The sequence below is a fragment of the Haloarcula sp. H-GB5 genome, from assembly GCF_054850705.1.
On record NZ_JBTWBG010000002.1, the window covers coordinates 949308 to 975246 of the forward strand.

Genomic DNA, 25939 nt, shown 5'->3' on the forward strand with positions numbered 1-25939 from the left:
CAATGGCCGACCGAGACGACGTCTGTATACTGTTGCCGACATTCAACGAGGCCGAGACTATCGAGTCGGTCGTGTCCGGGTTCCGCGAGCAGGGCTTTGACAACGTCCTCGTCATCGACGGCGGCTCGACCGACGGGACACAGGATCTCGCCGAATCGGCCGGTGCACAAATCGTCGAACAGTCCGGCTCGGGGAAGGGACAGGCTGTCAGGGAGGCAGTGACACGCCACATCGAGCAACCGTACGTCCTGATGGCTGACGGCGACGCGACCTATCGGCCCGACGAGGCGGACAGGCTACTGGAACCACTGTTGTCGGGCCAGGCCGCCCACGTCATCGGAAACCGGTTTGCGGACATGCAACCCGGTGCGATGACGAAACTGAACCAGATCGGCAACCGCATCATCAACAGTGCCTTCGAAACGATTCACGGGCGCGACCTCACCGATATCCTCTCGGGGTACCGAGCGTTCACCCGACAGTCCTTCCAGCGGAGTTCGCTGACGGCGTCGGGCTTCGGTATCGAGACGGAGATGGCCGTCGAGTGTGTCAAACACAACATCTCGACGGCGGTGGTGCCGATCACCTACCAGCCCCGGCCCGACGAGTCCGACACGAACCTCCGCCCGTTCCGTGACGGCGCGACGATTATCCTGACGCTGTACCAGATGGCAAAGACCAACAACCCCCTGTTTTACTTCGGGAGCGTCGGCCTCGGGAGCACCGTGGTCGGGTTCCTGCTCGGCGCGTACGTGGCCTACGACTGGGTTGTCAACAGCATCTCACACGAGGTGATCGCAGTTATCGGCTCATTCGCTATTCTGCTGGGGATTCAGCTTCTCATGTTCGGCGTCCTGTCCGATATGCTCGTGGCAGTGAACCGCGAACAAACCCGCCGGCTGGAGGATATTGCCGTCCAACTCACACACGAGAGCCGCAATCGGTCGGTGGACCTGCTCGACGACCAGCAGGTCGGCGACGGGGAAGACACCGAAGATAGCGACACAGAGACAGAGCCGGCGGTGTCTCCGTACCAGCCCGACGAGTGAGTTAGAACGGGACCAGCGCGCGAAGCTGGGAGAGAAGACTGTTTTTCGTGGCTTCCCGTTTCCGTTCGAATATCGGATGGAGGTCGTTGAGTAGCTCCTGCTCGTTGTCGAACTCCGTGGCGTTCGTCTCCTCGAGCGCCTCGGCGACGGTCATCGAGTGGCCCGACGCGTCGAACGGGACCGCGATGTGGCCGGCGGCGTCCCGAACCTCCCTTGGTGTCGCAGGATACTCGATATCCACGTCCGACAGGCGGGCGTCGAGTGCCGCGATACCGAACTCGATGACGTCTGGCTCGTCGCTGTTATCGGCTGGTGGCCGTACTCCCATTGCTAAAGCGATGGGGCCGGGGGATAGAAAAGTCTACGTTGTCTGGTCAGTTCTTGCACCCGGCCAGCCACTCTTCGGCCCAGTCCTCGATTTCGTCGAACACCGGACAGAGGGATTCACCCTTCGGCGTGAGCTGATAGTACGTCGCGACGGGTGCGTCCTCTTCGAGCCGTCGGTCGACGAAGTCCATCTCCTGAAGGTCGTCAAGGACCCGGGAGAGGGTTCGGGAGCTGGCGTCGGTGGCGCGTTTGAGTTCGTTGAACCGCTGTTCGCCCTTCTGGAGTTCGTGGAGCACGACCAGTCGCCAGCGCGATCCGATCTGTTCCAGCGACTCGATGACGGCACACGGTCCGCTCTCTTCCTCCTCCTCCGCAGCGGTGAATACTTCAGATGACATCGGTGCTACCTGGTATCCTCTTTGTCCGGGAACGTACAAATAGGTTCGGATACGAACCAAGTAACGTAATGAAACCACCAATCGCGGTTCGACAGTCTCGTAGCGAAACTACCCCTGCCCCGGAGGTGAGCGCCTGATGGCGTTCGAGTCCGCCGGTGCGGGTGAACTGTTCTTACTGGGCCGACTCCTGTTCGGTGGGGTGCTCGCCTTCATGGGCTTGAACCACTTCCAGAACGCCGGACAGATGACCCCCTACGCGGAGGCGAAGGGGCTCCCGGCACCCGCGGCATCGGTCTACGGGAGCGGTGGACTGCTCCTCGTCAGCGGTATCCTCGTCATCCTCGGTGTGTACCCCGTCATCGCAGCCGGGGCGCTGGCGACGTTCCTCATCGCTTCCGCCATCACCATGCACGACTTCTGGGCGGTCCCGGACGACCAGATGCAAGACGAGATGACGCAGTTCCTCAAGAACATCGCACTTGCTGGCGGCGCGCTGTCGCTGCTTGCGGTGGCCGGCACGGCGTGGCCATACAGCGTCGGTCTGTCCCTGTTCTGAGGCGGCGACCCTGTCTAATCCGGTCGCCTGACCACAGCCCGCACCCCACCAATCACTATTCGGGAATGACACCTGCCGCCATCCATAAGCCGTCCCGTACCTGAACTGTGCGTGAATGATGCAGTCGCTGCCGACGCCGGCCATGCCTGCATGGCTCCCGTGGCAGGAAGCGGTCGTCCTCGCCGTGGTGCTCGCTGTCCTCCTTGCCGTCCGCCGCTTCTCGGATGTACGACTAGGCGACGGAATACGGGCGCGACTCCTCCTCGGAGTCCCGTGGGGAACGCTGCTGACGATTGCGGGTGTCGCGGCAGTGTACCTGTTCTTGCAGGGCGCGTGGTGGCATCCACGGAACCCGCTTGTTACTCCGTTCCGGACGTGGTCGTACTTCTACCCGTTCGGGATGCTTACCGGGGCCTTTACCCACGGCAGTCAGGGCCACATCACAGGGAACCTCATGGGGACACTGGTGTACGGAACGGTCGCGGAGTACGTCTGGGGACACTACCCTCGCGAGCGGGGCGTCCAGACCTTCACGTCGCTTCGGACGAACCCGTTCGCCCGGATTTTGGCCGTTCCCGTCACCATGTTCGTTGTGGGCGTGTTTTCCGCGGTGTTCGCTATCGGGCCGGTTGTGGGCTTTTCCGGCGTGGTGTTTGCCATTGCCGGGTTCGCGCTCGTGACGCGGCCGACGCTGTTTCTCGGTGCGTTTCTCGGGAATCGCGTGCTCGACCTCCTGTACTCGGCGCTTCGCTACCCCGTGTCGACGGCCTCGGGTCAGACCCGCTTCGTGACGCCGTGGTGGTCCAACATCGCCATTCAGGGACACGCTATCGGTATCTTGGCCGGCGTCATCGTGGCCCTCGTGCTACTGTGGAACCGGGACGAACGCCCCGATACGCTGCGGGTGTTCTTCGCGACGCTCGTGTTCGCCGTCGCACAGGGACTCTGGGCAGTGTACATCCCGCTCGGCGGCGGCCGGTTTCGGTTGTTCCGCTGGGTCGGGACGGCACTGGTGTTTGTCCTCGCGCTCGTCGTCGCCGCGGCGACCATCGGTTCTGACCGGCGTTTTCGCCCGTCGTTCGACCGACGCCCGGCGTCACTCGCAGTGATGGTTCTGCTTGTCGTCCTCGGTGCACTGAGTCTCGCTGCCGTCCCGACGAACGTCGTCGACCTGCAGGCGGACCAGCTCCCCGAAGACGGCATTGAGGTCAGAGACTACGTGGTGACCTACGACGAGAACGTCCCGAACGCGTACTTCGAGAGCATCTGGGTTCCAACGGAGCAAGCGGGGACAAGCGTCAACGCCAGCGGCGTCATCGTCGCCAGCGCGGAGCGGGAGGTCTGGATCGCCGCCGTCCAACCGGGCCGGCTCGCCGTCAACGGTCAGGAGCGAGTCACGGTCGGCGGGGCGACCTGGCGCGAGTCAGTGTACGCAAACCGGACGGACTGGTCGGTCCTCGGCAATTCCAGCGTCTACCGGGTCCAACTCAGGCGTGAGGGCGGCCAGCCCCGGACGGCGTACACCTCGGAGCCGTCGACGGCGGACGTGATACTCGACGGACGGAACGTAACAGTGGCGGCCCGGCAGAACGGATTCGATGTGGTCGTAACACGGCGGAACGAAACGCTCGGGCAGGCACCGCTCCCGGCGAACATGACGCGGACGCGGATCGGCGGGCTGACTTTCGAGCGGAACCGCTCGCGACTATACGCACGCACGGACGGCACTCGCGTCAAAATCGCCGAGCACCGCCAGCAAGCGACGCGGAGCTAGGTCCAGTCGATGCGGTACACTTCCGCCGTAATCGCCTGTCGATCCGATTCGTGGAAGTCGAACTGTCGCGGCAGGTCGAACTCCGTTTCGAAGGCGTGGGTCACTTCGCCGCCGTTGTCCCCGGCGAAGGATTCGACGAACGATTGGCTTCCCTCGTTGTGAATCGAGTACGAGACGCCCGCGATGGACGCGGCAGTTTCGAGGAACCGTCGGTCGGCGTGTTCGTTGTCCGACTGTGCGCCAAAGGGCGGGTTCATGACGACGGTGGTTTCTTCGGCAGGCGGACACAGCGGGGCTGTGGTGGCATCTGCTCGAATCCACGACACTGGCGTCGTCGACCCGACCTTCCGCTCGTTTTCACGCGCCGTCGACAGCGGTGCGGGGTCGATATCTAGCCCGACCACCCGCGCCGGCGACCGCAGTGCTGCACCCAGCGCCAACATCCCGGTGCCACAGCCAAGGTCGACGACCGTCTGTCCCTGAATATCGTCCTGGAGGTCCGCCGTATGGACCAGATGGGCGGCCAGATCCGGTGGTGTCCGGTACTGTTCGAGACTGGCCCGCGGGTTGTCAAACCCGGCGACAACGGCGAGTTGCTGGGCGAGCGCACTCTTTGTCGGCATTACCCGAGATACGCCCGATTCATTCAAAAACGTTTGGAAATGCCCAGTAGTTATTTTACCGGGAGCGCAACGACGAACTCGCTGCCGCCGAGGTCGCTTTCTTCAACCCAAATGTTGCCGCCGTAGCTATCGACCATCACCGAGACGAAATAGAGTCCGAACCCGGTCCCTGTCGATTCGGTTCCACGCTCTCCCTTCTCGAAGATTGCATCACGCTCTGCGGGTGGTATCCCGGGCCCGTCGTCAGCAATATGAAGGTGAACCATCGGCCCGACACGTTCCGTCGTCACCTCGATTGTGGTACCTGGGCCGCCGTGCTCGACAGCGTTCGTCAAGATGTTTCCGACGACATCGTCGAGAAGGTCGTCAGCCACGACCTCGATATCGCCGTGGATGTCCGTCCTGAGCGTGCAGTCCTCGTCCATCGAGGCCGCTTTTTTCGTTGCCCCTTCGACGACCGGTCCCAGGGCGATTGTCTCTGCCTCTGTCAGCCCGTCATCCGACATCGTGCTCAGGACGCTCCGGACCTTCTGTGTGAGGTCGACGATGTCCTGACTCCAGTCCAGAATCGTTTCGGCGTAGGTCGCCTGTGTCCCGTCAAGTGCGTCTGCAAGCGTTTCTGCGCGCGCCTCGATGACCGTCATCCCGTTGAGGATGTCGTGCCTGAGAATACTGTTGAAAAACTCCATTTGCTCTTCGCGGCGCTTGAGGTCGGTGATGTCTGTTCCCTCGACGATTATTTTCTGCACGCTCCCGTCGACCGTTACCGGCCGGGCCACGACGGAGGTCGAGATGCGCTGGCCGTCCGCGCTGACGTGCTCGGCTTCGAACCTGACCATCTCGCCCTCACTCGCACGCTCGACAGCATCCCGACAACGGTGCGCTGTCGCCGCATCGTGGTTCCACCAGGGCGTTTCCCAGATCGCGTTTCCTGAGATGTCTTCAGCGTCACCCTCGATGAACCCAAGTGCTGTTTCGTTTGCCCTGATAAGGGTTCCATCGGCCTCAACGATGCCGATGAACGTCTCCGGTGAGTTGAACGTCGCTTCCAACAGCCGCTGGCTCTCCTCGTGTGAATCGACAGCGATCTCGCGTTCAATCTCTGCTTCGACCCACTGCGTCAGATGCTTGAGCAGCGTCTGCTGCCAGTCCGAGAACCCCGTAATCGCCTCATCATCGTTGACGAAACACAGCGTCCCGTATTCTGACCCGTTCGCCCGAAGCGTCGTGCCGACGTACGCCTCCAGTCCGGCCTCCTTGTATGCAGGGTCGGCCGCCATCGATTCGCTCGCGTTAGTGATGATGTGAATCCCGGAGTCGTTGAGGGTGTGCTTACAGTACGTTTTGGAGAGTGGGCGTTCGACGCCCGCTGCAATCGTTGATGCCAGACCACTGCTAGCGACGACTTTGTGTTCGTCCCCAGAGACGACCGTGATGTGGCCGTTCGGGAACCCCAGATGCTCTCGCCCGACGGCCAAGACCGGTTCTACACGCTCCTGAAAGGTAGTTCCGCTGGCCGCCATCGCCGCAGTGAGGTCCTGCATAGCTGCCAGATAGCGATCTCGCTCCTCCGAATCGCTACCTTCGGTCCCGTCCAGCGGATCATCCATAACAGGTGAGTCGACCTCCCCGGAATTGAAGATTCGGACCCGTTTCTCAGAAGCTGAAATGCGGCCGACCAATAATGGTATGACGATCGATCATCCCTATAGAGTTGCACGCGGGAGTTCAACATAGAACGCCGCGCCGCCGTGGTCGCTGTCCTCGACCCAGACGTCGCCGCCATAACTCCGGACCATCGTGTCCACGAAGTAGAGGCCGAAGCCAGTCCCGCCGGACTCAGACCCCTTCTCACCACGCTCGAAGATGCGGCGAGCGTCGCTGCTCGGTATACCCTCCCCGTCGTCCGCAAGACAGACAGTCACAGTGCCGTCCGCAACCGTCGTCGTCACGTCGATAGTCACGTCGTTGCCACCGTGTTCGACTGCGTTGAGAAAGAGGTTCCCGAACACGTCATCGAGTAACTCGTCAGCGACAACAGTGACCGCCTGTGGCTCGATTGTGACGGTACAGTCGTCGCTGACCGACCGGGCGCGGTCCGCCGCATTGCCGAGGACGGCCTGGATCTCCCGGTGTTCGTGGTCCCGTCCGTCCTCTTCGGTGACCGTCTCCAGCACCGACCGGACCTTTTCGGTGAGTTCGATGAGGTCGTCGCTCCACTGGACGATGGTCGACGCGTACTCGCGTTCCTCGCTGTCGAGTGTCTCTTCGAGGAGTTCGCCCCGCGCCCGAATGACGTTCATCCCGTTGAGGATGTCGTGTTGCAGAATGCTGTTGAAGAAGTCCATCTGGTCGGTCTGGCGCTGAATGGCACGCTGCTGGCGGCTCCTGACGACTGCGTACCGGAGTGCTCTCACGAGTCGATCGCCGTCCAGATCCGTTTTCGGCAGGTAGTCCTGTGCGCCCCGGTTGATCGCTTCGATAGCCACCTCCCGGTCTTGCATCCCGGTGAGGACGATGATCGGCACTCCCTCTACGATCTCGGTTGCCCGGTCGAGCGTCGCAAGCCCTGTCGACTCGGGGAGTCCGAGGTCGAGCAGCACCACGTCGTAGGCTGCCCCCGACTGTTCGTCAACCGGCGCTAGCGACTCGACGTGGGAAATCGTCACGTCATCGACGAAGTGCGCCACAGCCGGCGAGTTCAGGTGGTGCTCGACGAGTCGAGCGTCGCCCGGGTTGTCCTCGACGAGGAGCACGTCGAGATGTACCGACTCAGCCATCGTTATTTCGGCGGCCGCTTGACGACCGTGAGGAAGAAATCTTCGATGCTGCTCACGATGTCGACGAACCCGTCGAAGTCGACCGGTTTCGTCAGGTAGGCGTTCGCGTGGAGGTCGTACGATTCGATGATGTCCTCTTCCGCCTCGGAACTGGTCAGCACGACGACCGGAATCCGCCGGAGCGACTCGTCGTCTTTCATCTCTTCGAGGACCTCCTGTCCTCCCTTACGTGGCATGTTGAGATCGAGCAACAACAGGTCTGGCCGCGGTGCGTCGTCGTACTCTCCTTCCTGCCGGAGGAACGCCAGTGCCTCGACGCCGTCGTTGACCACGTGCAGATTGTTCAGCACCTTCCCCTTCTCCAGCGCTTTCTCGGTCAGCTTGACATCGCCGGGGTTGTCCTCCGCCAGCAGAATCTCCACTGGCCGACCTTCGGAGGACTCAGTCATCGCCACTCACCTCCGTCACCGCGGGCAGCGTAAATTTGAATGTCGCGCCGTCGTCCGACGGTTCGACCCAGATACGCCCGTCGTGGCGCAGGACGATTCGCTGGCAGACGGCCAGCCCGATGCCAGTTCCCTCCGTGTCGTGGGCTCCGGCGCGGTGGAAGATGTCGAACACCTCCTCGCGGTCCGCTGCCGGAATCCCCGGGCCGTTGTCCGAGACGGTGAACGTCACCATGTCGTCGTCTTCTTCGGCGCTGACCTCGACGCGGGGTTCGATGTCGGCTTCCACGGAGTACTCGATGGCGTTTTCCAGCAGATTCTGGAACACCTGCCCGACCTGGTTCGGATCGGCTTCGACGGGTGGCAGTGACTCCGCTGTGATGGTCGCGTCCACCTCCTTTATTCGCATCTGCAAGGCGTCTAGCGTCCGGTTGAGCGCCGCCTCCGGGTCTGTTTCCTCGAAGTCGCCCGAGTTTGTCTCGACCCGCGAGTACCGGAGCAAGGCGTTGACCATCTCCTGCATTCGGCGAGCCCCGTCGACGGCGAAGGCCATGTACTCGGCCGCCTCCTCGTCGAGGTCGTCGCCGTATTCGCTGTCCAGCAGGTCGACGTAACTCGACACCATTCGGAGGGGCTCCTGCAGGTCATGCGACGCGATATAGGCGAACTGCTGAAGTGCCTCGTTCGATCGTTCGAGTTCCGTCTGCTTGGATTTGAGCCGGGTTTCCCGTTCGACCCGGTCCAGCGCAGCGGCCCCGGTACTCGCAAGAATTTCGAGCAAGAACCGCTCGTGGCTGTCGAAGGATTCGACAGTTGGCGAGCCGATACACAGCATCCCGTAGTCCTCAAGCGGGAGAAACAGCACCGTCCGCAGCGGTGTCTGAGGGACTGATGGGTTCGATAGCGTTTGGTAGTCCTCGACGACGGTCGGGCTGCCATCGTGGAACAGGCGGTTTTCGTCGCTTTCGGGACCCATCGGTGGGAGGTCAGATGCCGTCTCCACCGCCGCGAAGTCTGCCGCCTCGCTTGTTGCACCGATCGGATAGAGGGTGTCGTCGTCGCTGTCGTAGGACCACATCGCCGCCAGCGGCTGGTCGATGATGCGCTGTGCGATCTGCGTTACCGTGTCCGCGACCGCACGCTCCGTGCGAGTGTACAGCAGTTCATTCGTCGCCTCGCTGAGTGTTTCAATGCGTGCTTCGCGCTGTTTGAGGTCAGTGATGTCGCGGGAGACGCTGACCACCTGCGTTAGCTCTCCGTCGTCGAACACCGGCCGATACCACGTCTCGAAGACGAGGCCGTCGATCTCCTGGGTCACCCGGACCTCCTCCCCGTCCAGCGCTCGCTCGACGGCAGTGATGATGTCTGGATACTGGCTATAGACCTCGAACACAGAGGCCCCTTCGAACTCGCCGGGTTCGATCCCGAGTTCGTCCAGCCCCTTCCCGGCCGAGTAGGTAAAGACGCCATCAGGGTCGAGTGTGAACACGACGACCGGGAGGTTCTCGATCAGCGTCTGGAGTTGTCTGCTCCGTTCAGTGTGTTTGCGCTCCTGTCGGCGGATCTCGGTCACGTCGTGAATGAACGCCACAACACGGGTTACGTCGTCGATGACGGCGCGTTCGAGCGACACTTCGACCCGCCGGCTCTCGTCGTCCGGGCCCTGTGTCGTCCACTCGACCTGCGCCGACCCCGACGTGGCTGCCTCCGTAATCAGGGCGTTTGCGTCCGCCGTCGAGAACCCCGGCGGGCTGAACTCGCCGACGTGCATCCCGACGACATCTGCCGGCGGACGCCCGAGCAACGCGCCCGCTGCCTCGTTAGCTCTGACGACAGTCCCGGTGTCGGCGTCGTGGATCATAATCGGGTCCGGATTCGCCTGGAACACGTCGCGGAAAAGAGCAGTGTCCTCCGTAGAAGCCATACGTGTGGTGCGCTGGCAGGCTACAAGACTGTACTCCCGCCGTTCTCAGGTGTGAGAACGCTACCAGGTGCCGTGGAAGGTGTCGAACTCCAGCGAATCGAGCGGCTTCTCGCCGATGGCGATCTCGTACTCGCCGGGGGTGAGCATCGGCTTCTTGAACTGCGGACCGTCGTCGGTGGTAATACGCGGACAGCCAGTGTTGACGTAGGCGTCCATTCCGAAGTTCGTCAGCCGGTCCGGCGTCACCTCGTCCATAGTGATGAGATAGGCGTTCTCGTTGTTCTCGACGATTTCTTGGGCCTGATCCCAGCGGCCTTGTCCGATTTTGGTACAGAAGATGACGCCCCATGACTCGGCGTCCATCGCACGGTGGACTGCGCCGTAGCGCTGTTTCATGAACTTCTCCGTGTCCGCGACGGTGACGACGTTGTTGACCGGGTCGGCGATGACGACGTGCTTGTCGGGGTGTTCCATCGCGAGCCCCAGCGGGTGGAACTTTCCGCCACCGACGTACAGCATCTGGTCGGCGTCAACGTCGGCGCTGGCGTAGTTACAGCCGAGTACCTGTCCCTCGTGGGTCAGTCGCTCGTCGCCGCGCCGGGTGTGCACGGTGTAGCCGCGCTCCTCCAGCCACTCGCGCATCTCATCGAACTTGTTCATGTGCTGGGCCGTCGTCACCAGCCCCACATCGGGGTCTTCTTCAGGGTCGGCGAGCTGCTCCTCGCGAGCCTGTTGCATGATGGGGAAGACATCGACGTTGGAGAACAGCGGCACGTAGATGATCTTGTCCGATTCCTTCATCGGTGAGTGGCCGAAGTGGACGAACACGTCCGTCCGGCGCATCATGTACGTATCGAGGTCGCAGGCACCGTAACAGGGTTGGCCCGAGAGCAGCACCGTCACGTCGTCGGGGAGGTGCTCGCGGAGGTCATCGGCCACGGCCGGGCCACGGCGCTTCAGTCCCTCTGGGAACTGCAGGCCCACCTTCTCGGCGTCGCGCTCCTCGACAGCTTCAATGATTCGGTCGAGTTCGTAATCCCACTCGCGGTCGTGCTTGAGCGACAGTCCGGTGTTCCGGAGGTCGCCGTCAGTCCGCTCTTGACTCATTGCACCCCTGTATCCGTTCGAGAGTGATAACCCCCGTGTTTCTGTGAGCGACAGTCACTCCATAATCTCGGCGAGTCGGCGCTCGACCCGCTCGACGTTCTCTTCTAAGTCCTGAGCCATCCGGTGCTGGGTCTCGTTTGCGCCAGCCAGCTCGTCGATGGACTCGGACACCTCGGCAGCACGCTGGGCGATTTCGTCGATCATGCTAGCGATCTCTTCGGCGCTTGCAGCCTGGTCGTCCGTCGCCGCCGCGACTTCGCCGATACCCTGTTCTGTCTCTGAGGTCGCGTCGACGATGGCCTGCTGGTTGTCGAGCACCGTCTCTAAGTCAGTGAGCGCCTGCTGAATTGCGCCCGTCGTCTCCTCGACGTTCTCGGCGGTGCTGTCGGCCATCTCGCGGACCTCCACGACGATTCGCTCAACCTCGTCGGCGTGCTGTTTCGACTCGTCGGCCAGCTCTTTGATTTCGTCGGCGACGACCGCAAACCCGTCACTGTCGCTGTTGCTCCGTGCGGCTTCGATGTTGGCGTTCAGCGCCAGCATATTCGTCTGGTCCGCGATGTCGTTGATGACCTCGACGAACTCGTCGATCTCTTCGATGTGGCCGCGAAGCTCTGTCGAGTCCGACGCGACCTGTTCGGCGGACTCCGTCGCATCCTCGACGCGTTCGATTGTTTCCTCGGCCGTCTCGACGGATTCCTCGGCGAGTTCTCTGGCCTCGCCGCTCTGACTACTCACTTCCTCAGCGCTTGAGGCGATTTCCTCGACGGTCGCGCTGAACCCGGAGACCTCGGACTGGACCTCATCGAGGTTGTCGGACTGCTCGCCTGCCATCTCCTTGATTTCGTCGGACTGCTCGGTAACGGCTGCGGCGGAGTCGCTTATTTCACCGACCGCTGACTCGACGTCCGTCGCCATCTGTGACTGGAGGTTCTGGAGCGCCTCACGCTGTTCGACGATATCACTGAAATCGATCAGTAGCTCCAACGCACCGATAGTGTCCCCACCAGGACCCCTGAGCGGGATTGCCACTGCCCGCGCGTGAGCCATCGTCCCGTCTGGCCGTTCGGCCGAGCGGAACTCACTTTCACAGACTGGCTCTCCCGTCCTGATGACCTCCTGAGCGAGCGTTTCATCCTGCCCCTCTGTGCCAAACACGTCGTATGCGTTCATCCCGACCGCCTCGCTCGCCGGGAGCCCGAGCATCTGTCCAACCGTGTCGTTCCAGTGTGTGATATTAGCGTCTGTATCGACTACGAATGCCGCCTCCGGTATATCCTCAACAAGCGATTCGAACGTGTGAAGCCAGAACTCTCCGCTGTCGTCCACGGACTCCGGTAGCAGCCCGTCTTCGGATGCAGTTTTTGCCATTGTAAGACCTATCTTAGAAACTAATATACCGTTTTCGACCGATTATATCAGCTGATAACTGGTTTGAGCGAATCTCACTAGGAGCGAAGCTACAGAGCGACCAGTATAGCGGCGCTCATGCAGACCACAACGACCGCGATACACACGGCTTCCCGATTCAACATTGAACAACTGCCGGGCCGAGAATCCGATGCGAGCGACAGCACGGCAGGAACGCTGTCAGGGACCGATATCCCGCAGAGAACAACCCGGTTTCGGCAGGTCTATACCGCCCGAGTTCATACTAATCAGTGATGAGCATCGAGACCGATACCGCCGCTGATATCGACGGTGACCACGTCGAGGCGCTCGCTACAGAGTTCGGCGAAGCGATCGCCGATCTGCCGGTGTACCAGCGATTCAAGGAGACGAAAGACGCTGTCGAGAACCACGACGAGGCGCAGGCGGCCATCCAAGAGTTCGAGCAGATCCGCGAGGAGTTCATGCTCGCCCGCCAGACCGGAAACGCCTCTCAGGAGGACCTCCGGAAAGTCCAGCAGAAGCAGGAGGAACTCCACGACATCCCGGTAATGAGTGACTATCTGGAAGCCCAGAACGAACTCGAACTGCGCCTGCAGGAACTCAACGAGATCGTCTCCGAGGAACTGGCCGTCGACTTCGGCCAGAAAGCCGGCGGTTGCTGCGAGGACTGAACAGCGGTACTTCTCGCGGTCGTACTCTTCGCCGACTCTGAAGCGGCCGGTCAGGACTGCCGATGCCGCCGACAGTTATCGCCGGTCAGTGACACACTCGACCGACTGGGCAGTTACTCCTCGACTTCGGTTTTCACCACGACCGCCGGTCGCTCGGTCAGTCGAAGCACCTTGTCGGTGATGCTGCCGAGGAGACTCCGGTACTCCGCTGGCCGCCGCTTCGTCCCGAGGACGAGCAGGTCGACGTCCACCTCGTCGGCGGTCTCGATGATGGATTCGGCCGGTCGTCCGTGTTTCAGGGTCGTCGTCACGTCGACGCCGGATGCCTCTGCATCGGCCTCTATCCGGGCCAGCGTCTCCTGACCTGTCTCTTCGAGGCCGTGCTCCGGTCCTTCCGATTCGTCGACGTACTCGTCGCCGCTGTAGGCCGTGTAGACGTCTTCGTCGACGACATACAGCGCATGGAGAGTTGCGCCGTGTTCCGCTGCGAGGGCAATCGCGTGGGATTCGGCGTTGGTCGAGGCTTCTGTCCCATCTGAGGCGAGGAGGATGTGATCGTACATACAGGTCGTATTTCTCTCAGGTAGGAAATAAACCGAGGGTTCCGTTCTCAGATAGCGGGAGACGGCCTGGCGTCTTCGAAACATCTTAGCGACCGGGCGTGGCATCTTCCGACATGACAGTCGAATCTGATTGGGACGACTGGCTCCCGCGTGCAGTGGAGTCGGCGACGCCTGACGGACTGGCACTCTGGTATCTGGGTTGTAACGGCTTCATCCTGAAATCGAGCGGCGGGACGACCGTCTTCATCGACCCGTATCTCGGTACGGGCGACCCGCCGCGAACCGTTCGGATGGTCCCAGTGCCGTTCAACCCCGAGGACATCGCCGAGTGCGACGCGGTTCTGGGTACCCACGAACATACCGACCACGTTCACGGGCCGTCCCAGGCCCCGATTCTCGCTGGGACGGGCGCGGACTACTACACGACCGACAGCGGTCACGACGTCATCCGGGAGGAAGCGTGGCTGGAGAACTACGGCGTCACCGACGACCAGTTGCACGAGGTCACGGAGGGTGACACGCTCGAAATCGGCGACCTGACTATCCATGTCGAACCGGCCAACGACCCCGACGCCGAGCATCCGGTGTCGTACGTGTTCGAACACGACTCCGGCACGTTCTTCCACGGCGGCGACGCCCGTCCCGGCGAGTTCGAATCCATCGGTGAGCGCTACGACATCGATGTCGGTGTCCTCGCATTCGGGACTGTCGGGATGATCGACGACAAGGAGACCGGCGAACCCACGCGAACGCAGTGGTACAACGACGAGAACATGATTATCGAAGCCGCGAACGAACTCCAGCTTGACACCCTCGTCCCGACCCACTGGGATATGTGGAAGGGGATGACGACGGAGCCGACCGTCCTGCACAACCACGCCAACAGCTTCGCGTATCCCTCGACGCTTTCAATTGTTGAAATCGGCGACCGGTACGATCTCGACTGAAAACGACTCGCCAGTACCACACGGGCGGACTGTCCGTCTTTGCTGGCTCACGTCCTGCTCGTGTTACTGAGGTTACGTCTCTAGATTATATTAATCAGTATAGTATAGAAAAAAGGTGTAAATGTTGGTCAGGTACGTACCTTTAATACTATTGCTGAGACCATACAGACCATGAGCAATTCGCAAGCCTACGACGAAGTCACTGTCGCCGCAGATGGCGTGACAGTGACCAAGCGGTTCGAGGCGGACGAGTTCCCCGTACCCGCGATAGCGTTCAATCTCACTTCGCGACGGTCTGTTGCGGTGACTGTCAGGTTAGTCGACACCGTTCCAGAAGACGTAGCGGTCGAGGATCTGGGCTTCCACCCCGAGTACGGCAGTGAGTACTGGGACATCAACGAAAACCGGATCGCCTTCGAGAAAGAACTCGAACCCGAAGCCGACTACACGACCGTCTACGGTATCCGTGCGACGGGCACCGACGACGTCGAGAAGTTCCTGACGGAACCAAAAATCGAGAGTATCGACCCGCCCCTGGACGAGGACGAGGAGGACCTCGTCGGTGGCGGCGACGAGGCTGTTCGGGACGTTATCGCCGGTGACGCCGACAGCGTTCCCGGCCTCGAAGACGATAACGACGAAGACATCGAGACGCTGGACCTCTCTGATCCGAACAACCCGGACTCAAGCGTCGAAGCACCCGAAGAGAGCAACGCTGCGCCGGCAGATTCCGAGGTCCAATCCGGCGCAGTCGTCGCGACGATGGCACAGGAAATCCGCGACCAGAACGTCTCCCCCGAAGACGTGAAGCTCCTCAAGCGTGCGCTCGACGCCGTCTCCGAAGATGACAACGACAGTGACGCCGGCGGCGTCAACGACGCCCGGATCCAGCGCATCCAGAGCGATGTCGCAGACCTCCGTGCGTACACCGATGCCCTCGAAGAGTTCCTTGAAGAGAACGGTACCGGCGAGGATATGATTCAGGAGTTCGGCGAGCGCCTCGACTCCTTCGAAGAGGCTCTGGAGGGTTTCCAGGACGAAGTCCAGTCGGCGACAGACACAGCCACTTCGGCCTCCGATCAGGTCGACGACCTTTCCGAGGAAGTCGAGAGCGTCGAAGGCCAGCTCGACGAGCTCGAAGACGACATCGAAGCCGTCCGCGAGGAGATAGACGAGGGTGACCTCGCAGAGCGGATCGACGAGACCGAATCGGAGATCGAGGAGCTCAAACAGTGGCGCGAACAGCTATCGTCGGTTATCGGCGGCGGCGACTAACCGAACTCGTTTTACCGATCCCCCGTCTGTGCCTGCATAATGACGACGACGAGAGTGGCCGTTCCGCGAAAGGGCCGGCCTCTCGAAGCAGTGCTGGAGCGACTCGCCGGACGCACGGGGACGACCGACCTGGCCGACGAGATCATCTCGACGCTTCGCTACGAGAAGGCCGTCACAAAGGGCAAACAGGACGCGGTCGCCGACGTGTACCATCGCATCAGCGACTACTCCTCGCTCGATACGCCATACGAGCCGGAATACACGCTGCTCCGTGACGACCGTGACGGGATGCCCCGACGAATCGTCTTCGACAGCGTTACTGTGCCGACCGAATACGGGGATGTCCAGCTGGTCGGCCGCGAGGAACCGTTTCGGGCGCTCCGGACCCACGAGTTCGCGCTCGGGTTCGACAGCGCCGACCTCGTGCTCGAAGAAGTTGTCCAGCTTCGGGACGAGCCGCTGACCGCCATCCACGAAATCAACGACCGTATCGACCCGCTGGACACTGACGTGCGAGTCGTGACCGGATTGGGAGATACGGTGTACCACACGCTGCTGGCGACGCCGGAGGTCATGGACTCACAGGACGGGCCCCTCGACCGGACTTTCGTCACCAACTACGAGGGCGAACTCTGTATCTCACCGCGGTACGAGCGGCTCGTCGAAGCCGTCCTAGGGACGAGTGCGCTCGACGGCGTCTCCTTTACGTATCCCATGGAGGGTGGTGAAGAGGAAGCAGACATCGCGGCGACCGGCCTCGGCGTCTACCTCACCGTCACGGGGTCGACTGCTCGCGATCACGGCCTCGAACTCGGCGAGCAGTTGTTCCCCAGCGAGACTGTCCTTCTGGAAAACGCCCACGAGCGTACTGAGACGACGGAACAGGTCGCCAGTCTGTTCGAAGAGCCAGAAGAAACAGCGCTGCAGTCGATTTAGCTTCAGAGACGCCGCCGCTGGATGAGTTTCGCAGCGACGCCGACAGGTACGACGACCCATGCTAGGAGCCCCGCTGCGACCATCGGCGGGGTCAGCCCGGCCTGTGCAAGCACGCTACCGAAGCCGCCGGCGACCACGTCCACCTGCGAGAGCGCGAGCACGCGGAAGCAGTCCACGGGGTTGAGCAGTATCGCCGCGGCGATAGCGCCGGACCCGAGGTCGAACCCCGCGACCGCCCCGAGCGCGATCAGGTCGTGCAACAGCGCGACCCACAGCCAGATGGCGAGGGAGACACCGAGCGCGTGGGTTTTCGTCCGTGCGACCGTCGAGACTAGCACCGCCACGCCCAGCATCGCACAGGCAGTCAGCACCGCTGCGAGGGCGACCGCCGCGTACTGGCCGACGCTGGCGAGACCGATGTATCGGACGGTCAACAGTGCGCCGGGAACGAAGCCCAGCAACATCGCGCCGGACAGCACTGCCGCCCGGCCGATGGCAGTCCCGACGACGACACGGCCTTTCGTCACCGGGAGCGCGAGCATGAGTTCGAGTGAGCCGCGCTCGTCCGCCCCGACGATGGCGTCGTACCCGACCGCAAGCGCCGTCAGCGGGACGAGATAGACGCCGAGTTCGGCGATGGTTGCAATGACTGCGTCGAAGCGACCCGGGCCGACTGAACTCGCCCCGAACTGGACGACTGCGGTGGTAAAGAGGCCGAACAGCAGCGCCACGCCGAGTGCCCACCGGCTCCGGACGGCTAGCCGGTACTCTCGGCGAGCGATGGTGAGCAGGCTGCTGTCGGCAAGCCGAGCAAGCGTCGATTCGTCGGCCGCGTCCGTCGCCGTCTCCCTCTCGGTTCCACCGTCGTGTAACCGGGTAGCTGGAGTGTCGGCCGCGACAACGCCGCCGTCCGGGGTCGGATCTGTCGAGGAATCAGCCTCGCTCATGCCGGCTCACCTCCCGAGTCCTCGGTCGCCGCCTCCGAAGCCGCTGTCGCCGCTGTGCCGTCGGAGCCGGAGCCATCGCCGCCATCCGCCCCGACGGCCTCGTGGAACGCGGCCTCAAGGCCGGGTTCCCGGACCTCGAAGCGGTCGATGTCGTACCCCTCACCGACGGCGGTTAGCAGGTCGTAGGCGTTGGTCGGGGCGGCGGTGACAGTCAGATCAACGCCGGTACGGTTGACACTCGACGCACCCTCGTGGTCGCGAAGCATGCCTGCCACATCGCTCGCAGCCGCCTCGGATGCCAGCGACAGCGACACCGTCACCTCGTCGGCGGCGGCGCGGCGAAGCTCTTCGACCGGGCCCGCAGTCGCCACCTGTCCGTCAGCGATGATGACCGCCTCCGAGCAGAGCCGCTGAATCTCCCCGAGCGCGTGCGAGGAGAAGACGATTGTCACGTCCGTCTCCGACGCCAGGGACTCCACGACCTCGTGGAACGCCCGGATACCGTCGGGGTCGAGCCCCGCGGTCGGTTCATCGAGTATCAGCACGGCCGGCTCGCCGACGAGTGCCGTGCCGAGTCCGAGCCGGCGGTTCATCCCGTTGGAGTAGCCGCCGACCCGGCGGTCTGCGGCGTCAGCGAGTCCGACAGTGTGCAGGATGCGCTCGACGTGGTGGTCTCTGTCTTCCCGGGGCACCGAGCGCATCCGGGCATGGAAACTGAGTATCTCGCGGCCAGTCAGGCTTGGCGGGAAGCCGGCGTGTTCCGGCAGGTAGCGCACCCGCTCGCGAACGGCGGTCCCGTTGGTCGGGTCCGCGCCGGCGACGGAGACGCTGCCATCGTCCGGCCGGTTCAGCCCGACCAACAGTTTGAACAGCGTCGTCTTGCCGGCCCCGTTCGTGCCAAACACGCCGAGGGTGGCCCCCTGCTCGACAGACAGACTCAGTCCGTCGAGTGCCTGCACGCCGCCGTAGGCTTTCGATACGTCGTCGACGTCAATCACGTTCATAGTAGCTCCTCCAGTTCTCGTGGGGTGGTTCGGTGAGCGGGCGGGCATCGACGACGCCGGGCGACTTGACCACAGGCACGGACGACTCGGCCAGCCGAACGGCGTCGAAGGCCGGGCTACTGGCGAACACCCGCGCGGCGGGCTTTTTCGCGGTCACCTGCTGGACGGTCCCAGCGGGCTGGTAGCGGGTGTCGCCGATACCATCGTCGTCAACATCCGTCGGGTTCGCCCGGGACCAGTAGTTCCCGACGCTCTCGTTCCAGTGAACTTGGTCGCCCATGACCGCGAGCACCGGCCTGTCGTTGCGGATGAAACTGTTCTTGGTCACGGTTTCGTCGTTGCTACCGGCGGCGATGTGGACGCCGATGTCGTTACCGACGACGAGGTTCCCGACGATGCGGTTGCTGACGGAGTTGTAGATAAACAGCCCGTTCTCGTTGTTGACGAGGTGGTTACCGCGGATGTCCGTGTCGTCGATACTCTTGACGAGGATGCCGTGGCCGGACTGGCCGCTGTTGTTGACCGCGACGTTGTCCTCGATGACGAGGTGTTTCGACACCATCAGCGCGTACCCGACGTCGTTGTCGAAAGCGGTGTTGTCCCGCAGGTGGCAGTCGTCGGAGTACATGTAGTGGACACCGTACCGGAGGTCCCACATGGTGTTACCGGTCGCGTTCACGTCCTTGGCCCAGTTGAAATAGAGCCCGTCCCGAACAGTGGTTATGTCGTTGTTCCGGATGACGCTGTCCTCGGTCTTCCAGATCTGGATGCCGTTGCCGCGCTTGGTCAACTGCGTAATCTCCTCGCGGCCGACGATGGTGTTGTTGCGGATCTCGGCGTCGTCGACGCCGTCGAGCCAGATGCCGAAGGTCATATCGGTCACGCGGCTGTCGCGAACCGTGACGTCGCTGGCGTTGACGAATATCGCGGCGTCATTCGTTGCGGTGTCGTAACCGCTGTTGCGGACCCAGAGGTCCGCCACAGTGACGCCCTGCGCTTCGATGGCGAGCACATCGCCTGCGCCGTCGCCATGTAGCAGCGTCGACCCGGGACCGCTCCCGGACAGCGTGACGTTCGGCGTCGTCACGACGAGGGTCTCGTCGAAGCGACCGTCGAGCGTGACGGTGTCGCCGGGGTCCGCGGCATCGACCGCTGCCTGCGCGCTGTCGTACGTTTCACTATCGACCGTCGCGGTGCCGTCGGCCGACGGGGCGGTGAACGAGTCGGTGTCAGGCACGTCGGGGTCGAAGGCGAGGTCGTCGTGGGTCCCGCCGGTCTCGCCGGCACTGGCCATCCCGACAGCCATGACTGACAGCACGAGCAGGGCTGCGGTACCGACGGCGAACACACGCTCGAAATCGTGGGACAGTGGGCTCATGAGTGTGTTTCCGGTTGGTCAGGTTCGGCCGCGGTGGTCGTCGGGCGGTGCGGGGTGTCTTCCTCGTCGCTGTCGCCGTCACGACCCAGACGGTCCCGAACGGCGTCGGGAAGTCCGGTCAGTCCGTCGCGCAGTCGGGCCGGGAGTTCGCTGAACGCCGCTGCCTGATCGCGGTAGTAGTACGAAACCGCGAGCAGTCCGACGGCCGTGGCGGCCATGTACGCGCCGAGGCCGAACCGGGAGACGCTGGTGATGTTTGCGACCTGATACTGGCCCCACAGCGGCGGCGTGAAGCCGGCGACGCCCATCACCGGCGCTCCGGGATCGAGCGTGTGGCCGGCCTGCCAGAGCCGGTACTGGATGTCGGCCAGCATCACGGTGAACACCAGCACGGTGCCGCCGAACTGGTATTTCAGCCCGCGCTTGAGCTTCTCGGCGGTCGGCGCGATAGCGACGAACACTGACAGCAGTGACACGCCGATGAACGCGACTGGACCCAGCGACCACTCCGGCACGTCGATGGCCCGCGCCTTCACCGGGTAGTTCGGTTCGAGGAACACCGGGTCCGGGAAGTAGAAGCCGATGTAGTGGTTCAACCGCGCCATCTCGGTGTAGTCTCCGGTCAGCCGCGGGTAGGCGTACAGATTGAGGTGCAGCGTTGTACTGGGGTACTGGACGGCGTCGACGCTGATGTGCCACATCGGGAACGCGAGCGCTGCGACGAACAGCAGCGCCGCTGCCACGGGGAGGCCCCGCCGGATCTCGCGGAAGTCGTCGATGGTGGGTCGTTGCATGGCTGAACACCTCCGAAATGGGTTGTGGCGCTACCCCTCCGCCGGCTCGACGATCATTCGGCTGCGCATCTCCAGATGCAGGGCGCTACAGAAGAACGTACAGTAGATCCAGTACACGCCGGGGTCGTCTGCCGTGAAGGTGACCTCGCGGGTGTCCTGGGGAGCCACGGCGTAGTTGATGTCGTGTTCGGGGATGGCGACACCGTGGATGATGTCTTGGACGCCCTCGATGTTGGTTGTCGTCAGCGTGACCTCGTCGCCCTCCTGCACTGTGAAGTCAGGCAGGCCGTACTCCGAGCGCTTGGTCGTCATCTTGACGTGGACGCTACTCTCGCCCGTGCGCTCGACGCCGGAGTCCTCTTCGGTGATGTAGGTCTCCTCGTAGTCGTCCTTGTCGTAGACCTTCTTCGCGTCGATCTTGTCCTTGTGGGCGAACACGCAGTCGTGTGGCTCGGGGTAAGCCGGGTGGTCCGCGACCAGTTCCATCTCCTCCTCGCCCTGTCCGATGTGGATGAGCTGGTCGTTGTCGGGCATGATCGGGCCGACGGGGAGGAACCGGTCCTTCGAGAGCTTGTTCAGGCTGACGAGCCATTCCCCGTCGGGGTCGGTCGTCATCGCCTCAAGCGCCTGAATGTGGCCGGGGTTGTAATGGACGTCTTGCTTCTCGATGATGGGGTCCTCGGACCCTTCTTCGGCCTCGACGGCCGCCTCGATGTCCCACTTGACCGCCTGGGAGTCGATGAACAGCGACGTGTAGGCGTGCCCGTTCCCGTCGAAAGTGGTGTGAAGCGGCCCGAGTCCGACGCGTGGCCGCCCGGCGACGACCTCTTCGGGGTCGGAGGAGTCGGCCAGCGCATCCAGGTCGAGCATCGTCACCGTCGGCGAGAGTTTCCCCGCGATGAATGCGTAGTCGCCGTTCGGTCCGACCTCGACACAGTGGGGGCTTTTCGGCGTCGGGATGTACTTCACGATCGGGCGATCGCCCTGATTGAGCGAACTGCCCTGCGTCCCGTCGACGACGGGGATGCCGTTGACCTCCTCGTAGTTGCCGTTCTCGACGGCCTGCTCGATAGCCGGGATGTCGAAGGCCTTGACGTTGTCCCGGTCGTCCTTCGTCATACCCTGAATGTCGGTGGCCTCTTCGCTGTTGTACGCCGAGGAGATGGCCCACCGACCCTCTTTACCGGTGTCGACGATGTCGAGGTTCCCATCGACCTTGACCTGCCACTGGGTCTCCATCGATTCGGGGTCGACGGCGACGAACAGCGACGTGTAGTTGTCCGGGTTCTTCACGTCGGTCCCGTCGTTGGGTAGCGGCACGCGGAACTCGCCGTTCCCCAGCACGTACTTCGTGTCCGGTGAGAGGACGGTACAGCCGTGGATGGCCTGCATATTCGGGACGTCAGTGATCGCGTCCGTCTCGAAGTACGTGAGGTTCACGCGGGCGATGCGGCCGTTGGCCTTGTCGTTGACGTACAGGTACTCGCCGTCGTAGTCCCCGTCCGTCTCCGAGAGGTTCGGGTGGTGGTTGTCACCCCAGCTATAGCCACCGCCCTCTTCGAGCATCTCCTGCGTGCCGTCGGTGTACCCGTACCCCGACGCACAGTCGGTGTTGAACACCGGAATGCGGGTGAGTTCGCGCATCGACGGGATGCCGACGACCCGCAGTTCGCCGGAGTGGCCGCCGGACCAGAAGCCGTAGTACTCGTCGTGTTCGCCGGGTTCGACCGTGTGGCTCGCGCCGCTGCCCGAAGGGGTCGACTGGCTGCCCGCGCTGCCACCGCCGCCGGTCAGCGCCGAACAGCCGGCGACAGATCCCATTGCACCGGCGGCGACGCCGGCCTTCATGAAGTCCCGGCGGCCGAGCGAGAGGCCGGGCAGTCCAAGCGAGAGGTCGTCGTCTTCGGTCGTTTCGTCCGGAGACTCGACTTCCGCAAGCACCGAGTCGAGCGTTTCTTCGTACTCTTCGAGGACCTCGTTCGGATCGCGTGGGGTTTCGTTCTTGCTCATATCAGACCACCTTGATTGTGCCGGCCATCCCGTTCATCTCGTGAGGGATGCAGTAGTACTCGTACGTGCCCGCCGTCTCCAGCGTGACCTCGTAGCTCTCGCCTTTCGGGATGTTACCTTCCTGTCCGTTGCTGTACCCGTCTTTCGCGGCCTGCTGGGAGTCGAACCCGCCAGACGCGAAGTAGTCCGCACCGTCGGGAAGCTTGTCTTCGTAGGCTGTCACCGTGTGGCCGATGCTACCGACGTTCTCGAACGTGACCGTCGTCCCTGCCTCGACTTGGATTTTCTTCGGCTCGTATGCCAGTTCATCCGTCATTTCGACGGTACTCGTCTCGGTCCACTCGGACCCGCTTCCGCCGTCACTGGACTCAGTCTCGCCGCCGTCTGACCCGTCACCGCCGCCACCCGAGTCGCCGTCACCGCCGCTGTCGGACCCGCCGCCCGATGAACAGCCAGCTAGCGCGACTCCAGCCGCGACGCCCAGACCGCGCACGAATGTTCTACGCGTTGCCATTGTAGCTCACGGCTGCAACTCGAAGACCTACCTGTATATATAGGGAACCGCACTCTCAGCTCGCAGGAAGTGGGGCGAATATGTTCCCCCGTAAATAGTGAATGGTGACTACTCGTGAAGGCCGGCACAAAATACAACGGCTATGCAATCGTCTCTGAGGTCCCCGGGTCATGTGGTGAGTGGCAGCATCCAGTGCACCGCGCTTCGGTGACGCCTACAGCTGTCTGCCCCGGGGACCGCCTTCGCTCAACTGTCGACAGATTCCTGTAGCCGCGCGAGACTGGTCAACACCGGATACGTCCAGAGTTGCTCTTCGTACATGTACGTGCAGAACTCGTGGGTCTCGAACCGGTGGACGCTTGAATGGAGTTGGTCCTGGCGCTGCTGTAACAGCGCAGTAACGTCGCTCTGGAACGTCTCGCGATACCACTCGGGGACGACTGTGCTGTCGAGTGTCTCGATGATCTCTCGCAGACTGCCGCGGTACTCCCGCATCGATTCCTGTTCGATTTTGACAGCCCGGTCCAGCGAGGTCCGTTCGTCGATTGCTTGCTCGGTCGCGGCCACCAGCGAGCGTTTGAGCGGCGGCGAGAATCCGACATTTGTCTCAGGATGGAACAGCGCTGCGTAGTCCGGCCCGAACTCGATAGCGACGTTCTCGACCAGTGATTCGTCGTACACCGACTCGTAGTGGTCGACAGCCAGCACCGTGTCAGCATAGGCGTCCCGTAGCGCTTCAACGGGGTCGGATACGGACTGTCGACTTCGCGCACCGACGGGGGAGGAGGGCTGTTCGACGGGGTCGACGGCACGGAGGCGCTGCAGGAATTCTTCGAGACCAGCCTGCTCGGCGGCAAGCTCCGTATGCTCCTCGTCAAGAACAGTGAGAGCCGTCTCTATCGGCTCGAGAATGTGGTCTCGCCATGTATGCAGGAACCACTGCGTGCCGTCCTGCGCAGGCGTCGTTGCCATACTAGTGTCTCGTTCAGTAACAACAATAAGTGTTTTAGTTACCGGTCAACACCCCCGTGTTCTGGACGGCTATTTATATAGTCTCAGCGCGTCAACAGTGTTGGGATCGGGGTGTGTCGTGCGGTTTCGCTCTCTCAACAGTGTCAGTGCCCGTAGAATAGCATCTGATTTCGAGAACGAGTGTCACTCTCAGATTTGCTCATAAACCTGTGCTATTTAGAACAGTATAATGTGAAAACTGGAATGGCAGGCAAAACTAGCGAGCTTTGTAGGTATACATTCGAAATATACTTACACATTGGCCATTTTTGAACATATTACGATAGCATATGACTACAGATCTCGACAGATGGCCGTTGTAGGATCGGAACTGTGGACTTCGCCATGTTTCGTCTCCAAGTAATTCTGTAACGGAGGAGTCAAATGGTTTTACCGTGCTAGGCATTGCTATCTGTCGGTCGGTAGCAGTCGAGCAGTTGTTCCGGTCGCTCATCGCTCACATCCGGGTTTTTAAATAATGACGGCAACTCTACTCGGGTAATGACCGACGACGCCGACACACAAAACACGGGCCGGCGGATACAGTCCGTGGAGAACGCCTGTGAGATCATCGAAGCCGTTCAGGAGTCACACAGCGCGACGTTGCAGGAACTGAACGAGCGAATCGAGCTCTCCCAGGGAACGCTTCACACGTATCTTGCGACCCTGACCGACTGTGGTTTTCTCACGAAGGACAACGATACATACCAGCTCGGCTTTCGGTTCGTCACGATGGGCGAACACGTCCGCAACGAAACAGAGCTCTACACTGCCGGCCAGGAAGAAGTCGACAAACTGGCCGACAGGTCCGGCGAGTACGTCCATCTGGTTGTCGAAAACGACGGTCGTGAAGTCGCCATCTACGAGCGGCGGGGCGAACACGCCGTCGGAATGGACTACCACCTCCAGTTGCGGGAGGCACCACAACACCTCCATGACAGCGCTTCGGGGAAGGCAATCCTCTCGTGTCTCCCGGACGAGCGCGTCGAGAAAATAATCGATCGGGAGGGCCTCTCACGACAGACACAGCACACGATTACGGACCGAGAGACGCTCTGTGACGAGCTAGAAACAATTCAGGAGCGAGGATACGCGACAAACGACGAGGAAGAGATCCGTGGCCTCCGGGCGGTCGGTGCGCCGATCCTGGACAACGACGGGACCGTCGTCGGCGCGGTCAGTGTGACTGCACCGACCAGCCGTCTGAAAGGGAGCCGGTTCGACACCGAAATTCCCGAGATGGTGATGGAGGCCGCGAACCTCATCGAAGTCAATCTCGAAATGACATCGTTCGATCGGGGCATGTAACAACGGCGTCGTACACTTGTCGCTATGTGTCGGCGACGACCACGAAACGACGACGGCGTCCGGTTTCCGACATTTGGATAGCTCAAATCCCAGCTGCGCTACTGTGACCGTCGAACGGAGCGGTTCTCCCGGCAAATGAGCCACAATAACAGTCGTACCATCGTTAGTAAGAGTTCTGTGATAGCGCAGCAGGCCCGATAGCCAT

General features: G+C 62.2%; 25 protein-coding genes. 8 read left to right on the forward strand and 17 right to left on the reverse strand.

From position 1 onward, the window contains the following. Positions 1-2 precede the first annotated feature (2 nt). Positions 3-1049 carry an S-layer glycoprotein N-glycosyltransferase AglJ gene (gene aglJ, locus ACYJ11_RS12865; RefSeq protein ID WP_461648057.1) on the forward strand — a complete coding sequence of 349 codons (1047 nt, stop codon included), beginning with the start codon at positions 3-5 and terminating at the stop codon, positions 1047-1049. 1 nt (position 1050) lies between these two features. Here the strand turns inward: aglJ and ACYJ11_RS12870 are convergent, their stop codons facing one another. Together ACYJ11_RS12870 and ACYJ11_RS12875 are read right to left on the reverse strand one after the other, a co-directional pair. Further along, positions 1051-1377, reverse strand: coding sequence for a hypothetical protein (locus tag ACYJ11_RS12870; protein ID WP_461648058.1), 327 nt, complete (start codon positions 1375-1377; stop codon positions 1051-1053). Positions 1378-1423: 46 nt separating this feature from the next. Beyond that, a complete protein-coding gene (locus tag ACYJ11_RS12875; protein WP_005534904.1) occupies positions 1424-1774 on the reverse strand; it encodes a winged helix-turn-helix transcriptional regulator in 351 nt (116 codons plus the stop codon). A gap of 136 nt (positions 1775-1910) precedes the next feature. Between ACYJ11_RS12875 and ACYJ11_RS12880 the strand changes: the two genes are divergently transcribed. Further along, complete coding sequence (locus ACYJ11_RS12880; RefSeq protein WP_461648059.1) at positions 1911-2330, forward strand: DoxX family protein; 420 nt, start codon at positions 1911-1913, stop codon at positions 2328-2330. Positions 2331-2445: 115 nt separating this feature from the next. Further along, positions 2446-4104 (forward strand): rhomboid family intramembrane serine protease, encoded by a 1659-nt coding sequence (locus ACYJ11_RS12885; RefSeq protein WP_461648060.1) that lies wholly within the window; start codon positions 2446-2448, stop codon positions 4102-4104. On the opposite strand, the gene ACYJ11_RS12890 is transcribed toward ACYJ11_RS12885, so the two are convergent. The 7 genes from ACYJ11_RS12890 to ACYJ11_RS12920 form a co-directional block, all read right to left on the reverse strand. Further along, on the reverse strand, positions 4101-4727 hold the full coding sequence (locus ACYJ11_RS12890) for an METTL5 family protein (RefSeq protein WP_461648061.1): 627 nt from the start codon (positions 4725-4727) through the stop codon (positions 4101-4103). The genes ACYJ11_RS12885 and ACYJ11_RS12890 overlap by 4 nt on opposite strands. Before the next feature lie 50 nt (positions 4728-4777). Continuing rightward, the gene (locus ACYJ11_RS12895) at positions 4778-6337 is read right to left on the reverse strand and encodes a sensor histidine kinase (protein WP_461648062.1); all 1560 of its coding nucleotides are present in this window, start codon (positions 6335-6337) and stop codon (positions 4778-4780) included. 96 nt (positions 6338-6433) lie between these two features. Further along, on the reverse strand, positions 6434-7507 hold the full coding sequence (locus ACYJ11_RS12900) for a sensor histidine kinase (RefSeq protein ID WP_461648063.1): 1074 nt from the start codon (positions 7505-7507) through the stop codon (positions 6434-6436). A 2-nt stretch (positions 7508-7509) separates the two neighbouring features. After that, the gene (locus ACYJ11_RS12905) at positions 7510-7956 is read right to left on the reverse strand and encodes a response regulator (protein WP_188976585.1); all 447 of its coding nucleotides are present in this window, start codon (positions 7954-7956) and stop codon (positions 7510-7512) included. Continuing rightward, positions 7949-9877 (reverse strand): PAS domain-containing sensor histidine kinase, encoded by a 1929-nt coding sequence (locus ACYJ11_RS12910; protein ID WP_461648064.1) that lies wholly within the window; start codon positions 9875-9877, stop codon positions 7949-7951. Before ACYJ11_RS12910 ends, ACYJ11_RS12905 begins: the two co-directional genes overlap by 8 nt. Positions 9878-9937: 60 nt before the next feature. Then, positions 9938-10984: a diphthamide biosynthesis enzyme Dph2 gene (dph2, locus tag ACYJ11_RS12915; RefSeq protein ID WP_461648065.1), complete on the reverse strand. Its 1047-nt coding sequence runs from the start codon at positions 10982-10984 to the stop codon at positions 9938-9940. Between the two features lie 54 nt (positions 10985-11038). After that, positions 11039-12355 (reverse strand): methyl-accepting chemotaxis protein, encoded by a 1317-nt coding sequence (locus tag ACYJ11_RS12920; RefSeq protein ID WP_461648066.1) that lies wholly within the window; start codon positions 12353-12355, stop codon positions 11039-11041. A 293-nt stretch (positions 12356-12648) separates the two neighbouring features. Here ACYJ11_RS12920 and ACYJ11_RS12925 point away from each other — a divergent pair, with 293 nt between their 5' ends. Continuing rightward, a complete protein-coding gene (locus tag ACYJ11_RS12925; RefSeq protein ID WP_188976599.1) occupies positions 12649-13047 on the forward strand; it encodes a YlbF/YmcA family competence regulator in 399 nt (132 codons plus the stop codon). Positions 13048-13160: 113 nt separating this feature from the next. Here the strand turns inward: ACYJ11_RS12925 and ACYJ11_RS12930 are convergent, their stop codons facing one another. Next, a complete protein-coding gene (locus ACYJ11_RS12930; protein ID WP_461648067.1) occupies positions 13161-13610 on the reverse strand; it encodes a universal stress protein in 450 nt (149 codons plus the stop codon). A 113-nt stretch (positions 13611-13723) separates the two neighbouring features. On the opposite strand from ACYJ11_RS12930, the gene ACYJ11_RS12935 reads away from it, so the two are divergent. The 3 genes from ACYJ11_RS12935 (at position 13724) to ACYJ11_RS12945 (ending at position 16768) form a co-directional block, all read left to right on the forward strand. Then, positions 13724-14557 (forward strand): MBL fold metallo-hydrolase, encoded by an 834-nt coding sequence (locus tag ACYJ11_RS12935; protein WP_461648068.1) that lies wholly within the window; start codon positions 13724-13726, stop codon positions 14555-14557. A 171-nt stretch (positions 14558-14728) separates the two neighbouring features. Continuing rightward, positions 14729-15832: an IFT57 family protein gene (locus ACYJ11_RS12940; protein ID WP_461648069.1), complete on the forward strand. Its 1104-nt coding sequence runs from the start codon at positions 14729-14731 to the stop codon at positions 15830-15832. 39 nt (positions 15833-15871) lie between these two features. Then, positions 15872-16768 carry a hypothetical protein gene (locus tag ACYJ11_RS12945; protein WP_188976607.1) on the forward strand — a complete coding sequence of 299 codons (897 nt, stop codon included), beginning with the start codon at positions 15872-15874 and terminating at the stop codon, positions 16766-16768. A 2-nt stretch (positions 16769-16770) separates the two neighbouring features. Here ACYJ11_RS12945 and ACYJ11_RS12950 read toward each other — a convergent pair whose 3' ends face one another. The 7 genes from ACYJ11_RS12950 to ACYJ11_RS12980 all read right to left on the reverse strand — a co-directional run bounded on the left by ACYJ11_RS12950 (position 16771) and on the right by ACYJ11_RS12980 (position 24387). Beyond that, on the reverse strand, positions 16771-17715 hold the full coding sequence (locus ACYJ11_RS12950; protein ID WP_461648070.1) for an ABC transporter permease: 945 nt from the start codon (positions 17713-17715) through the stop codon (positions 16771-16773). Next, entirely contained in the window at positions 17712-18719 is a 1008-nt protein-coding gene (locus tag ACYJ11_RS12955; RefSeq protein WP_461648071.1) for an ABC transporter ATP-binding protein, read from the reverse strand. The genes ACYJ11_RS12950 and ACYJ11_RS12955 overlap by 4 nt, the downstream gene beginning before the upstream one ends. Further along, a complete protein-coding gene (gene nosD / locus ACYJ11_RS12960) occupies positions 18706-20097 on the reverse strand; it encodes a nitrous oxide reductase family maturation protein NosD (RefSeq protein ID WP_461648072.1) in 1392 nt (463 codons plus the stop codon). The genes ACYJ11_RS12955 and nosD overlap by 14 nt, the downstream gene beginning before the upstream one ends. Continuing rightward, positions 20094-20891, reverse strand: a complete 798-nt coding sequence (locus ACYJ11_RS12965; RefSeq protein ID WP_461648073.1) for a hypothetical protein — start codon at positions 20889-20891, stop codon at positions 20094-20096. The genes nosD and ACYJ11_RS12965 overlap by 4 nt, the downstream gene beginning before the upstream one ends. Before the next feature lie 30 nt (positions 20892-20921). Next, a complete protein-coding gene (gene nosZ / locus ACYJ11_RS12970) occupies positions 20922-22901 on the reverse strand; it encodes a TAT-dependent nitrous-oxide reductase (RefSeq protein ID WP_461648074.1) in 1980 nt (659 codons plus the stop codon). A gap of 1 nt (position 22902) precedes the next feature. Further along, the gene (locus ACYJ11_RS12975; RefSeq protein ID WP_461648075.1) at positions 22903-23415 is read right to left on the reverse strand and encodes a plastocyanin/azurin family copper-binding protein; all 513 of its coding nucleotides are present in this window, start codon (positions 23413-23415) and stop codon (positions 22903-22905) included. A 246-nt stretch (positions 23416-23661) separates the two neighbouring features. After that, positions 23662-24387, reverse strand: a complete 726-nt coding sequence (locus ACYJ11_RS12980) for a DUF7260 family protein (protein WP_461648076.1) — start codon at positions 24385-24387, stop codon at positions 23662-23664. Between the two features lie 540 nt (positions 24388-24927). Between ACYJ11_RS12980 and ACYJ11_RS12985 the strand changes: the two genes are divergently transcribed. Further along, the gene (locus ACYJ11_RS12985) at positions 24928-25734 is read left to right on the forward strand and encodes an IclR family transcriptional regulator (RefSeq protein ID WP_461648077.1); all 807 of its coding nucleotides are present in this window, start codon (positions 24928-24930) and stop codon (positions 25732-25734) included. The last annotated feature ends 205 nt before the right edge of the window (positions 25735-25939 follow it).

Excerpts from the sequence above, each read along its gene's own strand:
- ACYJ11_RS12985 (WP_461648077.1), top strand. The coding sequence starts at position 24,928 with ATGACCGACGACGCCGACACACAAAACACGGGCCGGCGGATACAGTCC.
- ACYJ11_RS12880 (WP_461648059.1), top strand. The coding sequence starts at position 1,911 with ATGGCGTTCGAGTCCGCCGGTGCGGGTGAACTGTTCTTACTGGGCCGA.
- ACYJ11_RS12965 (WP_461648073.1), bottom strand. The coding sequence starts at position 20,891 with ATGCAACGACCCACCATCGACGACTTCCGCGAGATCCGGCGGGGCCTC.
- ACYJ11_RS12890 (WP_461648061.1), bottom strand. The coding sequence starts at position 4,727 with ATGCCGACAAAGAGTGCGCTCGCCCAGCAACTCGCCGTTGTCGCCGGG.
- dph2 (WP_461648065.1), bottom strand. The coding sequence starts at position 10,984 with ATGAGTCAAGAGCGGACTGACGGCGACCTCCGGAACACCGGACTGTCG.
- ACYJ11_RS12875 (WP_005534904.1), bottom strand. The coding sequence starts at position 1,774 with ATGTCATCTGAAGTATTCACCGCTGCGGAGGAGGAGGAAGAGAGCGGA.
- ACYJ11_RS12930 (WP_461648067.1), bottom strand. The coding sequence starts at position 13,610 with ATGTACGATCACATCCTCCTCGCCTCAGATGGGACAGAAGCCTCGACC.
- ACYJ11_RS12870 (WP_461648058.1), bottom strand. The coding sequence starts at position 1,377 with ATGGGAGTACGGCCACCAGCCGATAACAGCGACGAGCCAGACGTCATC.
- ACYJ11_RS12900 (WP_461648063.1), bottom strand. The coding sequence starts at position 7,507 with ATGGCTGAGTCGGTACATCTCGACGTGCTCCTCGTCGAGGACAACCCG.
- ACYJ11_RS12895 (WP_461648062.1), bottom strand. The coding sequence starts at position 6,337 with ATGGATGATCCGCTGGACGGGACCGAAGGTAGCGATTCGGAGGAGCGA.
- ACYJ11_RS12935 (WP_461648068.1), top strand. The coding sequence starts at position 13,724 with ATGACAGTCGAATCTGATTGGGACGACTGGCTCCCGCGTGCAGTGGAG.
- ACYJ11_RS12975 (WP_461648075.1), bottom strand. The coding sequence starts at position 23,415 with ATGGCAACGCGTAGAACATTCGTGCGCGGTCTGGGCGTCGCGGCTGGA.
- ACYJ11_RS12980 (WP_461648076.1), bottom strand. The coding sequence starts at position 24,387 with ATGGCAACGACGCCTGCGCAGGACGGCACGCAGTGGTTCCTGCATACA.
- ACYJ11_RS12940 (WP_461648069.1), top strand. The coding sequence starts at position 14,729 with ATGAGCAATTCGCAAGCCTACGACGAAGTCACTGTCGCCGCAGATGGC.
- ACYJ11_RS12925 (WP_188976599.1), top strand. The coding sequence starts at position 12,649 with ATGAGCATCGAGACCGATACCGCCGCTGATATCGACGGTGACCACGTC.
- ACYJ11_RS12945 (WP_188976607.1), top strand. The coding sequence starts at position 15,872 with ATGACGACGACGAGAGTGGCCGTTCCGCGAAAGGGCCGGCCTCTCGAA.
- ACYJ11_RS12910 (WP_461648064.1), bottom strand. The coding sequence starts at position 9,877 with ATGGCTTCTACGGAGGACACTGCTCTTTTCCGCGACGTGTTCCAGGCG.
- aglJ (WP_461648057.1), top strand. The coding sequence starts at position 3 with ATGGCCGACCGAGACGACGTCTGTATACTGTTGCCGACATTCAACGAG.
- nosD (WP_461648072.1), bottom strand. The coding sequence starts at position 20,097 with ATGAGCCCACTGTCCCACGATTTCGAGCGTGTGTTCGCCGTCGGTACC.
- ACYJ11_RS12955 (WP_461648071.1), bottom strand. The coding sequence starts at position 18,719 with ATGAACGTGATTGACGTCGACGACGTATCGAAAGCCTACGGCGGCGTG.
- nosZ (WP_461648074.1), bottom strand. The coding sequence starts at position 22,901 with ATGAGCAAGAACGAAACCCCACGCGATCCGAACGAGGTCCTCGAAGAG.
- ACYJ11_RS12885 (WP_461648060.1), top strand. The coding sequence starts at position 2,446 with ATGATGCAGTCGCTGCCGACGCCGGCCATGCCTGCATGGCTCCCGTGG.
- ACYJ11_RS12920 (WP_461648066.1), bottom strand. The coding sequence starts at position 12,355 with ATGGCAAAAACTGCATCCGAAGACGGGCTGCTACCGGAGTCCGTGGAC.
- ACYJ11_RS12950 (WP_461648070.1), bottom strand. The coding sequence starts at position 17,715 with ATGAGCGAGGCTGATTCCTCGACAGATCCGACCCCGGACGGCGGCGTT.
- ACYJ11_RS12905 (WP_188976585.1), bottom strand. The coding sequence starts at position 7,956 with ATGACTGAGTCCTCCGAAGGTCGGCCAGTGGAGATTCTGCTGGCGGAG.